This window comes from Chryseotalea sp. WA131a (assembly GCA_025370075.1).
Classification (GTDB): Bacteria; Bacteroidota; Bacteroidia; order Cytophagales; family Cyclobacteriaceae; genus ELB16-189.
This window is the reverse complement of the sequence record CP073016.1, coordinates 3,334,480-3,347,284: the sequence shown is the minus strand read 5'-3', so window position 1 is coordinate 3,347,284 and position 12,805 is coordinate 3,334,480. Positions and strand designations below refer to the sequence as shown.

General features: G+C 41.4%; 11 protein-coding genes. 4 read left to right on the top strand and 7 right to left on the bottom strand.

The window, feature by feature from the left end:
• Nucleotides 1-43: 43 nt before the first annotated feature.
• Nucleotides 44-1,369, top strand: a complete 1,326-nt coding sequence (locus KA713_15405) for a carboxypeptidase-like regulatory domain-containing protein (GenBank protein UXE65837.1) — start codon at nucleotides 44-46, stop codon at nucleotides 1,367-1,369.
• A 27-nt stretch (nucleotides 1,370-1,396) separates the two neighbouring features.
• Here KA713_15405 and KA713_15400 read toward each other — a convergent pair whose 3' ends face one another.
• From KA713_15400 to KA713_15390, 3 genes are read right to left on the bottom strand one after another with little or no spacing between them, the layout of a single operon-like run.
• The gene (locus KA713_15400; protein UXE65836.1) at nucleotides 1,397-3,175 is read right to left on the bottom strand and encodes an ABC transporter ATP-binding protein; all 1,779 of its coding nucleotides are present in this window, start codon (nucleotides 3,173-3,175) and stop codon (nucleotides 1,397-1,399) included.
• A 9-nt stretch (nucleotides 3,176-3,184) separates the two neighbouring features.
• Nucleotides 3,185-4,360, bottom strand: coding sequence for a class I SAM-dependent rRNA methyltransferase (locus KA713_15395; GenBank protein UXE65835.1), 1,176 nt, complete (start codon nucleotides 4,358-4,360; stop codon nucleotides 3,185-3,187).
• Entirely contained in the window at nucleotides 4,357-4,758 is a 402-nt protein-coding gene (locus KA713_15390) for a hypothetical protein (GenBank protein ID UXE65834.1), read from the bottom strand. The genes KA713_15395 and KA713_15390 overlap by 4 nt, the downstream gene beginning before the upstream one ends.
• Before the next feature lie 96 nt (nucleotides 4,759-4,854).
• Between KA713_15390 and KA713_15385 the strand changes: the two genes are divergently transcribed.
• Complete coding sequence (locus KA713_15385; GenBank protein ID UXE65833.1) at nucleotides 4,855-5,478, top strand: hypothetical protein; 624 nt, start codon at nucleotides 4,855-4,857, stop codon at nucleotides 5,476-5,478.
• 104 nt (nucleotides 5,479-5,582) lie between these two features.
• Here the strand turns inward: KA713_15385 and KA713_15380 are convergent, their stop codons facing one another.
• On the bottom strand, nucleotides 5,583-6,350 hold the full coding sequence (locus KA713_15380; GenBank protein ID UXE65832.1) for an alpha/beta fold hydrolase: 768 nt from the start codon (nucleotides 6,348-6,350) through the stop codon (nucleotides 5,583-5,585).
• 555 nt (nucleotides 6,351-6,905) lie between these two features.
• Between KA713_15380 and KA713_15375 the strand changes: the two genes are divergently transcribed.
• On the top strand, nucleotides 6,906-7,601 hold the full coding sequence (locus KA713_15375) for a GNAT family N-acetyltransferase (GenBank protein UXE65831.1): 696 nt from the start codon (nucleotides 6,906-6,908) through the stop codon (nucleotides 7,599-7,601).
• Between the two features lie 6 nt (nucleotides 7,602-7,607).
• Here the strand turns inward: KA713_15375 and KA713_15370 are convergent, their stop codons facing one another.
• Both KA713_15370 and KA713_15365 read right to left on the bottom strand, forming a co-directional pair.
• On the bottom strand, nucleotides 7,608-8,663 hold the full coding sequence (locus KA713_15370) for a metallophosphoesterase (GenBank protein UXE65830.1): 1,056 nt from the start codon (nucleotides 8,661-8,663) through the stop codon (nucleotides 7,608-7,610).
• An 89-nt stretch (nucleotides 8,664-8,752) separates the two neighbouring features.
• Nucleotides 8,753-10,468: a carboxypeptidase-like regulatory domain-containing protein gene (locus KA713_15365; GenBank protein ID UXE65829.1), complete on the bottom strand. Its 1,716-nt coding sequence runs from the start codon at nucleotides 10,466-10,468 to the stop codon at nucleotides 8,753-8,755.
• 388 nt (nucleotides 10,469-10,856) lie between these two features.
• Between KA713_15365 and KA713_15360 the strand changes: the two genes are divergently transcribed.
• The gene (locus tag KA713_15360; GenBank protein ID UXE65828.1) at nucleotides 10,857-11,618 is read left to right on the top strand and encodes a DUF2971 domain-containing protein; all 762 of its coding nucleotides are present in this window, start codon (nucleotides 10,857-10,859) and stop codon (nucleotides 11,616-11,618) included.
• Nucleotides 11,619-11,789: 171 nt separating this feature from the next.
• On the opposite strand, the gene KA713_15355 is transcribed toward KA713_15360, so the two are convergent.
• Entirely contained in the window at nucleotides 11,790-12,797 is a 1,008-nt protein-coding gene (locus KA713_15355) for a DUF4065 domain-containing protein (protein UXE65827.1), read from the bottom strand.
• Nucleotides 12,798-12,805: the final 8 nt, after the last annotated feature.

The window sequence follows — 12,805 nt, the reverse complement described above, 5'->3', positions numbered from 1 at the left end:
AACGTGAATATAATTGATTTGTTTTATATTTGTATAAGTTATCATGAAAAATTTCAACGTAAGAGCGTTCGTCAGCACCCTATCTGTTATTTTAGCGATGTTATGCTCTGATTCGTTTGCCCAGAAGAATCAGATTGTTATTACAGGAAAAGTGGCTGACAAAACAACGCAAGAGCCACTGCCATACGCCACAATCAGTATTGTTGGAAAGTCCATCGGAGTGGTGTCTAATCAACTTGGCGAGTTTGCTTTCAAGCTCTCCGATCAATACGACAACGACACATTAATGATTTCCATGATGGGATATACTACCTATAAATGCAAAATCGAAAATATTCCGGATCGAAATAATCTCCTTGTGCAACTTGATCCAAAAACAATTATACTGAGCGAGGTAGTGATTACGGACAAAAAACTAACGGCTAAAGAAATTGTAGAAAAAGCCATTGCTAACATTCCTCTCAATTATACGCAAGAGCCCTATTTACTGAATGGATTTTACAGGGATTATAAAAAGGAAAACGAAAAGTACATCGCTTTGTTAGAAGCAGCTATTGCCATCTATGACAGAGGCTATATTGCCCCCCGTCCCAAGCAAAGAAGACAATTACAGGAGAAGGTGTACATTAACGAGATAAGAAAAAGCAAAATTGTCAATTATAAAGCAGCAATTTATACCAATTTGAATTTGCTGGATGGACTTCTCATATCCAATGATGTACGGTATGTGAACTTTGCACTTGATATAAATGCTAAGAAATATGAACTTGAAAAGTATGTTTACTTAGATGAGCAGTTGGTCTATGTAATCAATACCAATTACCCTTGGTTTAGTCGTGTTTTTATCGATGCCACTAGCTATGCCATTCTGGAGATTGAAATGGATGCTCGATGGGAAGGCACGGACAAGAACGAGTGGAAAATGAACGACTCCATCATGAACAGAACAACTTTCATCAAGAAAAACATAAAATTTAAAAGACATGAAGGAAAGTACCATTTAGAATACATGAGTTACTCCTGGAGAATTGAAGGCTTTATAAAAAGTACCAATAGAATATTGTTTACTTCTGATTTCTATCAAGAACTATTAGTGAACAGCATTATCACCACTAATGCAACAAGGCCCGCGCAAGGAAATTTGATGAACGCAGAAAACGTATTGGAGCTTCAAACAAAACCCTACAACGAAGCGTTTTGGCAGAGCTACAATATCATTCGCGAGTCGCCTTTGAATAAACAAATCGTGAAAGACTTGGAAGAAGCGGGCGCACTGGAAGAACAATTTAAAAAGAGCAGTATCAATAAGAACGAGGAAAAGACTATTAATCGTTCGAAAAAACAACCTTCACAACGATTGAAAAATTAAATTGACATTAAGTGGATAAGAATGAAACTAGACCCGTTCCACCATCTTCTCCTCCTGATGCCGCCACAGTTCTTTAAAGATGCTGCTGTTGGCTTTGAGTTCTTCAAACGTGCCTTCGTCCACCACTCGTCCACTTCTCAGTACGTATACGTAATCGAAATAACTCAACAAGTACAATCGATGAAGGCTTGACACGATGGCTTTGTCTTTGCACTCGGCAAAAAGTCTTTCATAAATCTGAATTTCTGTTTTGGGGTCCACACTGCTGGTGGGTTCGTCCAACAAAACAATATCGCAACTTTTTGCTGCCAAAATTCCGCGCGCCAGTGCCAACCGTTGCTTTTGCCCACCTGAAAGATTCACGCCCTTTTCTTGGATGTTCGATTGCAAACCTTTTGGCAATTGATTGACAACCTCCGTAAATTGGGCTGTTTCGCAAACAGCCAGAACGTCTTTTTCTTCAAATGGCAATCCCAAGGTGATATTGTTCTCAATGGTGTTTTCAAAAATTTCTGGCTCTTGCGGGAACAAGGTAACGGAGTCGTGGAGGGAATTTATATCGGAAGCAATCTTGTTGTCCACTGTTACTTTTATTCCTGATTCTGGTTCGTACAAGCCACGCAGCAAAGCCATCAAGGTGCTTTTGCCACTGCCGCTTTCGCCAATCAACGCAATGCGTTTTCCTTTTTCGATAGAGAGCTGGATGTCGTGCAGGCTTTGTGCCCTTTCTTCCGAAGAATATTTTTCTTTGTGCGTGAAGTTTAGGTCACGGATGGAGATCTTTTTCCAATCCTCGGGCAAGTTGCTCGCCCCATCAGGCAAGTGGTTCTGCTGATAGGCTTCTGAGATAGACCGGGCAGTCTGAACATTAGTGTTGTACTGAACAATTTGTGTGTACTGCCATGCCACATCGTGAAACACGCTGGTAAACTGGTTCACAAAACCAATCAAGGTAACCAATCCACCCAGCATAAAAACTTGTCCTGGCATGGTATTTTGATAGATGTACCCAGCAATGTTCACGCAGTAAATCAATACTACCAGCATATCGGCCGCGAACCATTTCCACTCATTTATTTTTACCGACCGCATAAACGGTGCGTATACGTCTTTCACCTTTTCTAGCAGGCTTTTCTCCATGCGTTGTTCCAAACGCAGCGTGATCACGGTAATGATATTCGAAAGGCTGTCGAACAACGTGCTTGACACCACGTGCTCTTTTTCGTTGGTATCGTCTACTGATTGGATGAAAGGTTTGTCAAACTTGAAAATGATCCACACTGTAATGGCGCCCAACACAATGCCGATGCCGCCAAACAAAGGCGAGAAAACAATCATGGCCACAAACGAAGAAATAAACTTGGCCAGCGCATAAAAATACATGAATCCATTTTGAAAAAAGTCTTTGAGGGCTTCATAGGCTTTGCGGATCCGGTTGATGGTGGCTCCGCTATGGTTGTCTTGCTGCCACTTCACGGGCAGGTGCAAAGTTTGATGGTAAAGTTCTTGCAAATAATTCCGACTGAGGTTAAACGCCAGCTTTCTTTCCAGTATCCGCGCAGGCCCATGCAATCCCCACTCCACCAGTTTCATCAAAAAGTATAGCCCCACATAGATAAGCGCATAGCGCAAGTGCTGTGCATCACCTTTTTGAAGAGCATTGATGAACCAACCGTACAGCAGTGGGTACAGCGCAAAAGAACCACTCGCCAGAATAAACAACGAGTAAACAAGTATGTATTGCCTTTTTTCTTGCTTGGCATACCGCCAAGCGGTTTTCATTAAGGAGATGTAGGGGTTGGACATTTTTGAAAATTATTCCACAAACAAAACCAACCCTTTTAAATATTCACCCTCTGGATGAAAAATAGAAACCGGATGGTCTGCTGGCTGAGATAGATGGTGAAGCACTTTTATGTTTCGTTTCGCTTGTATAGCAGACGAGACTACGGTATCGTAAAACAATTGCCTATCTACTACTTGTGAACACGAAAATGTAAAAATAATACCTCCCGGTTTAAGGATGCGCATGGCTTCAGCATTCAATCGCTGGTAACCTTTCATGGCTTGATGCTTGGCTTCTTTATGTTTAGCAAAAGCGGGAGGATCCAGCACAATCACATCGTATTCATTTTGCTTATCGCGAATGAAGTCAAAGGTGTCGGCAGCCACGCAAATATTTTCGTTAACGCTAAACCCGTTCAGCTCTATATTTTTTCGCGTAAGTTCAACGGCTTTTTCGGATGCATCTACCGAATGCACAAAAGTTGCCTTATTTTGAAGCGCATATACTGAGAAGCCGCCTGTGTAGCAAAACGTGTTCAACACTTTTTTCCCCGCGGAATAGTCACCTAGTAATTTTCGATTCTCGCGTTGGTCGAGGAAAAATCCGGTCTTCTGTCCTTCTTCCCAATCCACGTAAAAGTGATTTCCGTGTTCAACAATAGTGTGTGGCACGGCTGCCATTCCAAAGAGATACTCGTTTTCTGTTTTGGTTTTACCTGCGGATAAGCTTTTGTAATAAATAGCATGAAGGCCTTCACCCAACACGGCTTGTAAGGCACGGGCAATTTCTTGGCGGTCGGTGTGCATGCCGGGCGAGTGTGCCTGCACCACTGCCACTTTGTTGTACATATCTACAATCAGTCCGGGTAATCCATCGCCTTCGCCATGGATGAGCCGGTAGCCATTGGTAAAATTCGAAATCACTAATGTAGAAGTGCGTTGCTCGTATGCTTTTTTGATTTTTTCAGAATACAATTTCTCGGAGGGAACATCTTTATAAAATGAGATCACTCGGACAGTAATCGTGCCTTTCTGATAATGGCCAAACCCCAGCGTTGCCTGTTGGCTATCTTGAACCTCTACCCAATCGCCATCTTGTGGGTCGCCTTCTGTTTTTTGGATGGCACCCGAAAACACCCACGGATGAAATCGCTTAATGGAATGGTCGCGTCCTGACTTAAGAATAACGGTGCCTTTAATGTTCATTTTATTTTTTGAAAGAGGTAAGAGATGCTTTTGTTGCCTCCGATAATGGTGGCTTGAAGTTCTGTTTCGTTGATTTTTCTATAGGAAATCTTTTTAGGAAAATCATGTTGTGGATTTTCTGCCACAAATCCATTTTTATGGAACGAGGTGATTTTAAACTCAATAGGCTTGCCGTTATGCGGCACCTCGGGGATATAGAAGAAATCAGAACCCCTTTTTATCAATCTTATTTTTTCGGTCATCGTTTTTATTTCATCAGACTTTAACTCGAATGATTCTGCCCTTAACTCATCCCCCGCCCTGTGCCACACCTCAAAATTTTGCTTGCCTTTTTCTTGCCACGTGCCCACCAGCCAATCGAATTCGTTTATTTGGGCACACAAACTTAGGGCTGCCATTAGAAAGATTAGAACTCCGCAGAATTTTTTCATTGAATAACTATCTTGACAAAAAGTAAAGTTACTTAATATATTTGGCAGCAAAATTTTACAAATATGAGAATCATGTGGATAAGTTTAGTTTGTTTAGCAATTGGCTGCAATCAAAAATCCAAGGAGGAAACAACGAGTGCAATTCAACCAGCCAACCCTGCATCCGCTCCTACTACCAATGGTGGTGAAGAAGGAATTCCGCTCGGAGCAATCAAAGAAGAGTTTGCCGATATTCAGGGATTGGTACGCGTGACGATGACAGACCAAGGTGGGTTAAAGTCAGCCGATGGGTACTATCTCAACAATAAAAGACACGGGACGTGGACAGAATATCAGACAAATGGGTTGGTCAAATCCGTAACCACGTATTTTGAAGGTAAGAAAGAGGGCTTGTGCATGGAGCTTAATCAAACTGGTCAAATGACCAAGCGATTTTATTATCATAATGGTGTGCGGCACGGTGATTATAAAGAGTTCAATTATTCATCCCTAAAGGAAGAAGGGATGTATGTGAGCGGAAAATTGGAAGGTACAGTAAGAATCTTCTATGATAACAGTAAACTTATGGAAGAAAGCCTTTACAAAAATGGCTTGCGCGATGGCGTTTCCAAGTGGTATGACCAAGAAGGCAATTTGACCATCCAATACGAGTATAAAAATGGGGAGTTAGTTAAAAAAAATGTATAAGTTTTATGAATAGCTGATGATTAAGGTCGTCTATTTTATTAATTCCGTTCAGTGACACGGAAATTGTCTTGAAGTCATTGTTAGCGGCTGGCCAATCCCCTCTCTTATCTTTTGTCAATTTGTAATTCAATGTTGTCTCGAAGCCAATTCTTTATCTGTTGTCCTAAATAGTTTGAGTCTTTAGTCCAACTAAAATGATTGAGAGGTGAAATGTTTGTCAGGTCAGATGTCAGGTGTAATTGCAATATCTTTGAGTTACGGTCAAACTTTTTATGCAAGTTTTCAATTGCTGTCTTACTCGCTAAATGGTCATTCTCTATTGAAAATGATAGAACAGGTATGTTCATTTGCCTTAGCGACAATTCATAGTCGTGGTTTGAGTTAGCAAGTTTGTATTCGCCATAAACCGCATTGTAACACCAGTCTTTCATAACTGTTCTCGCTTCTCGGCCACCAAATCCAATTACACTTCCAGGGAAATGCCCGATAATTTTACTGAGTAAATAAAAGCTGTTGCCAGCAATGTATAATTTGACTCTATCAACTTTGTCCCAGCCCTTGTAAAATACGGAACATGAAGCAATTAGTATTAGGCCATCAATTGAGTTAGGGTAACGAGATGCAAATAAACTTCCTATTTGTCCGCCCAAGCTATGTCCGATGATAACTTTTTTCCCACTTGGAAACCAAGTGTTTGTATTTTCAATTAACTTCCTTAAGTCCTCAATAATCTCCTCGTACCCAAAATTAATTTTCTTTGAGGCTCTTACAGATGATTTACCTTGTCCACGCCAGTCGGCAGTCACTACATTAAATCCATGTCCGCATAAATTGGTAGCAAATGCTTCGTAGTACGATGCTCGTACACCCATAGCTGGAAGGCAAATTAGAGTAGTCTCAGCCCTCTCCTTTGCCTGAAATGTCACAACTTGATTTGTTGTGTTGTCGTTATATTGTATTACTCTAGTGTCCTTCAAACTTAATTTGTTGTTTTTACGAAGTCTCTACCGTCACTAAGGCTTTCCGCTAACATCAAATATAGCCACAATCCAATTGCACTTTTACAACTAGCATATTCGCAAATCTATTTTCTGTTGTGGCCATCGGCAAGTTTTCTGTCTCCACGCGTATTTCAAGCATGTTCAAATCCGCTTCTGCAATAGGTTTACATGTGGGGCAACTCTCCACAAAATCGGTTTTGTGTTTGTGAGTGCGCAATAAATTCCGGTCTGCGGGTCAAAAATTTTCTATTGGCAAACTCTACAATATTTGAGTTGTTGATTAGTCATGTTATTTTTAATCAGAAGAGAGGTAAAACGAGAAATGATAGTTAAAAGCTTTCCGCTTGTTTTTTACTTTGCAAGAACGAAAAATGCTTTTCTTACTTTACTATCTTCTTACCTTCGTGTTCAAGCTATTCTCAACATTTGACTCCCTACTTCAATAGCATTGCTCCCGCCTATCTGCCAAAAACAGATTTGGATAAGTTGCTGGCCATGGGTTGGTACCGCATGCATCAAACACTTTTTACGTGCTCGCACATCGAGTTGCACGAAGGCATGCACCGTGTACATTGGCTTCGGTTTGCCACTGCCAAAATTGCTACGCGCGCCTCTCATCAAAAAATACGCAGGCGAAACAAAGCGTTTCGTGTAGTAATCGAAGATGTTAACCACATTAATGCAGAGCATATTTTATTACATGCCAACTACCGCAATCACATCGACTTTGATGGTGCCGGCAGCATTCAAGAGTGTTTCTTTGGCGAAGCTTCTCCGCCCTACTCTACTATTTTTGATACCAAATGCATTTCCATTTTTGACAAAGATCAATTGATTGCCGCTGGCTATTTTGATGTGGGTGAAAAATCGGCTGCCTCTATCTTGCATTTTTACGATCCCGCCTACGCTCGCTACAGTTTGGGGAAGTTGTTAATTTTATTGACGCTTGATTATTTGAAGGACGAAGGCATGCCTTACTACTATCCAGGGTATGTGGTGCAAGATGTTGCCAAAATGAACTACAAACTCTTTTTAGGGCCAGAAATAGCCGAGTACTTTGCACCCGAAACAATGGGTTGGAAAAAATTCAATGAAGAAATATTGAATTCTGCTTCCTACTGAATTTACTTAGTGCGATGCCGAAGGATTGCACTTGGATGCCTGAAAACAAAGTGTGTCGCCCTGCAACGGAATCTTCCCTTTCTTATCTAAAATTCCATCCAAGCGCAAGTTGGCGAGCGATGGCCCCTCTTCTGTAAATGAAACATATAGGATGTGATCAAAAGCCATGTCGCTTTTCGCATCTTGCCCTCCGCCCGTGGTGGCAACCATAATGTAGTCGCGGTGGTTGCGCTCGGTGTACGAATACTTGTGCAAATGGCCATTGAGCACGGTATAGTTGCGCGTGCCAAGGGCTGTTTCTATTCGAGATAAATTTCCTTTGCCTTCGCGCTGCCACACGGGCTTGTGCATGAGAACAAAAGTCCAACGCACACTGGGATGATCGGCAATTACTTTTTCAAAATAAGCAGATTGCTCATCGCTGATTTCACCCGTGCCTCGCTCGGGCATTTTAAAGTAGGGAGTCTGTTCTGCTTCTTCGCGTTTGCCACTATCTAATAGTGCAAGAGCCTCTTTGCGGGCATTATAAATCTCCCACATTCTTGCTTCTGAGTAGTCTTCTGAATCTAACATCAAAAACAAAACATTTTGGTAGACAAAGTGGTAGTATCTTTTTCCGTAGCGACTTTCCCAGAAGCTGCGCATCACAGGGTTTGTCAGATCATGATTGCCCCCCAAATGAAAGAGCGGTGCTTTTGCCTTGCTTACGCGATTGTCAAAATGATCATATTCTTTTTTGAGTTCTGTGGTGTCTTCTGTTCCACCCTCCACCAAATCGCCAATGCTCAAAATAAACTCCGGCCCAAGTAAGTTTAATTGTTCAACGGCCACTTGCAAGACACCTTCGCGTTCACTGCTATTCAAATCGCCAATCACGGCAAACGAAAATTCATTTTGGTTTTTACCAGTAGGTGCATACGACCAAGGTTTGTTTTGTGTAGTAAGGTTATGCGCAAAAGGAGAAGTGGGTTTTTGTGTGCAGGCGAGTGCCGTTATGAAAATAATCAGGACAAAAACAAATGGCTTGATTTGCTTGGTAGGGAGATGTGAGGGCGATTTCAATGGTAGCTATTTTTATTGCACAATAAAGATAGATTTAAAAATTAAAGCAAACTCACACGTGGCATCTCTGCTGTATTCTCCGTCTTCTTTTAATGGAGAAACAAATTTTCAAAGTCCTTTTCCAGTGTGGGATCACTTGGGTGTTTTGGGGTTATCACTACATCGCCCCTGCTATTGAGCAATCGAAAAGCGGGGACGTCTGTTACTTTATACTCCCGAAGCAACTTTGAATTTGACCCAATACGATACTGCACCATGCCTTCCGAAAATAAACTGAATCGGTTAACCGTTTGCCCCCAAATCGCCTCATCATTTTCGGTAGAAAGAAACACGAAGAGCACTTTGTTTCGGTAAAGTCGCTGCAGGCGCTTGGCTTGTTCTAATTCATTTAAATACAATTTGCATTCGCTCGACCAAAATACAACATAGAGAAGCAGTTTGCCTTTGTAATATTCTTTCAGCCAATTAAATTTTTGCTCACCGTTTGTTCCTCCATCCGTTAGATTGTATTCATATTGTTGATAAAGCTTGAATTGTTCGCTCAGCGATTTGCCTCCACCTAAGTCGTGAATGATACCGTCCTCAAGTGGCGTGGTTTTCAATATTGAAGTGGTGTTCCAAAAAACGGAGTCATACGCCAGTTTCGATAATTCACTTTTGGTGGGTTCTATTCCTACAAATTTTTCGTTCACATCATGTCTTATTTCCATCGACATTAAGTCGATTTGAAAAGAATGCGTGCCCCTAGCCGTAACACTTTGGCCCTTGCGAATTAAATGGTAAGGGTAATACTTTCCGTTAAGTTGGTGGTAATATGCAGAGGTAGCAAGGGTGTTTCCATCCACGTTTTTTAAATCTTCGGTTTTGACAAAAGCATACGAATCCATATCAATAAAAAGAGAACCTGATGCTTCCGCCCGTGGTTTGTATCCCGATGTGGTGAGTACCGAATCTTTTTTATACTCGTATTGGATTTCATATACTTCACGGGCATCGTAATTGGTAACGCCCGCAAACGTAAATGTGTAATTATCAAAATCTGCTTTGAGGTTGCTTACCTCTGAAAAGAAAGAAAGATATTCGCTCTTCTCCGGGGCTTGATACGCCACGCCATCGGCTTGCAAAATGTTTTTGATTGCAATGGGTTCGTGGCCTTGTGCCATGGCTGTTTTATCTACACTTCTGCGTAGTTGCGTTACTTTGATTTCTTCATTCTCGCCTGCATAACTCCGCGTGGTTCGGTAGCCATGGTTTTTCCAAACGTCCACCGCTGCCTCTATTAACCGGCCATAAACCGAATCGTCTTTGCAATAATGCCGATAAAAGAATTTTTGCAGCATCGGTAATCCGTCATAGTTCTTGGCAATGTTGGCAAATGCCCTGCGAACAATTTTTTTGGGATTAACCGCTCGTTCAAAAACCACCACTTCCCCTAGTTGGGTCGAGACCGGTTTCAATTTTATCAGCTTAAATTCTTGAACAGTACTCAGAACAACCGATTCGTAACCCACGCACGAAACTTTAATAGATGTGCTTTCTGGTATGGCCAACGAAAATTCTCCGTTTAAATTAGAACTTGTGCCTTTAGACGAACCTACTATACCAATGGAGGCAAAAGGAATTGGCAAGGAAGTTTCCTTATCAACAATTTGGCCTTGAATAATCTGCTGCCCAAAGGCTGAAAAACTAGAAATCAAAAAAATGAGTATGCACCTAAACATATTTTCATATACTGCCTTATTCAATTTGTTACTTTCATAAGTCATTTCCTTAGATTTTTCAATGACCGACTTCGGGTTGGCCATCTTCTATGCGATAAATGTAAAGAATATTTCAAATCGAAAGGGTAGCAAAACCTTTGTCATACAAGTGACGCCTGCATGGCGGGGTGATCTCCGATCGCGTTTCGGAAAAAGATGGTGTGGGAGATGGTGGCAAAATAAGCCGCCCTTCATCACTAAGGCGCTTTAATTAATTATTTAGTCTCGGGACTTCCCTTAGACACCTGCTCACGCGAGTGGCCAACGCAGGTGAACTCGGGCGGGGCTGTCGCTGCCACCAGCTGCACAATTCCATTTCGGGCTAGGACATGTTCGGGCTAGGACATGTCGCTCCATTCCTGGCAGGGACGCATTCGCACAATGAGGTATCAGCTAAAAAAGTTCGAACTTTGTGACTTAACATTGCTTGAATATGATTGAAAGTAATTATAAGCCTCCTGCTACAGTTTTTAAGTTTGTTTGTCCTGAAATACTCATCAAGATTCTTGAAAACTCGAGTTTAAATTTTACACCTCCTAGTAAATTCAACGACCCTTATGATTGTTATTTAGGTCTGATCTCCTTCGCAGTTACTCAAAAAGCCATTGATCGAGTTAAGAATGATCCCACGATAAGTGATGAAATCAAAGCAAAAAAGATGAAGGATTTTAAGGAAAATCCACACGAATTACCTCATGCGTTAAATCAAATAGCAAATGATCTATTGGTAAAGAGTGGCATTACTTGTTTTAGCTTGAATCGAGAAAATATGTTAATGTGGTCTCATTACGCGAATAAACACACTGGTGTTTGCATCGAATTCCATTCAATCCCGCTTATTAGAAGTGTGACTAAGAATGGGAAAATAAAAGTAAATGTCAAAGAGGTAACCTATTGCTCGGAACTAGATACTATCAATTTTCATGAATCGCCAAAGGTGGCAGTCGACAATTTAGTATTTACAAAAGCTGAAGATTGGAGTTATGAAAAAGAGTTTAGGGTTCTCCTTGCTGAGAACGGTTTAAAGGTTTTTGATTTAAACTCTATTTGTTCAATAACTTTTGGTACCCAGTGTGCGGATTCGACAATCATTCAAAGTAAAAGTTTACTTGAAAAAAAATCAATTCATCCAAAGTTTTTCAAAGCAGATCTGGTGCCAAATCAGTTTAAGTTAAATTTCAAAGCTTTTGATTAAACTCAAATCTTTTTTTAATTTAATCATTACTCGTGAAAACCCCCAACCCCAAAGTCGATTAGTTTTTTAACAAGGCCACACCATGGCTGGAGGAATACAAAGCATTGCGCACCATTGTACTCAGTTGCGGACTTGTGGAGGAATTAAAATGAGGCTTGGAGTGCGGTGTTATTAAATATTCACAAGCTTAAATGCCTCTATATAACTTATCAACTTCTTCCCATTCTTAAAATTCTTTTCCCAAGCCTCTTCTTTGTGGCTGAGTTCAATGATGTCGTTGGTTTTTACGCTTTTGAATTTGGCCGCTACTTCTTTCAGTGTTTCCAGTTCGGTACTACTGAGTTTGCTTTCGTCAAATTGGCGTTTGGGGTTTGGCTTAAACTGGTCGCCTATGCTGCCGTTGGCAAATGAGGTGGCGAGTATATCGATATGGTTGTTTTGCGCGATGTAGTCAAACAGGCTGTTGAAATTATTGGGCACCGGCCCCATGTCAATGGCGCGGTAGCGGCACCCGCTAATGGATTGCACTTCTTTTTTAAAGTTTAAAAAGTCGGCATAGAACAACATTTTGTTCATCTTAGTTTTCCACAACGAAGGCTGCGCGTGGATGGTGAAGAATACCACCATCTCTGTAAACTTGTCTAGGTTGGGTTTGCGGTAGCCCGTTTGGTCGTCCACAGCGGGTTGGCCCATTAAGTAGCTGGTCAGATCAAATTCAAAGAAGTCTTCTTTAATCAGAAGTTCTTCAATTTTCTTATTCACGCGCTCCTTCTCTTTTTCATTCAGTGCATTGCCCAATTCAATTAACCGCTTGAATTCTTTCGGGTCTTGCGCCAACTGAATCAGTCGCGCATTGCTGGAGTTGGGAATTTCCCCATTTTCATAATTGCGGTAGACGTTTATGCCAAAGCCCAGCACTTCGCTCATCTTCGCGGCAGAAAGTTCGTACTGCTCGCGGAGTTTAATAATCTCTTCGGGAAACGGCAGGTTGTACTTCTTCCGGTATTGGTTGTATACCTGGCTCAGGTTGAGTTGCGCGAGGCGCTCGTCTTCAAATTTTTCTCCGCTGTCCTCACACAAATAATAATGGTACACCACTTCGAATTTCTCTTTGCGAAACTCGGTCTCAATGGTTTCCTGCTTCATCACCATTGGTTTGCCTGTAATGGGGCTATTCATAAATTTTT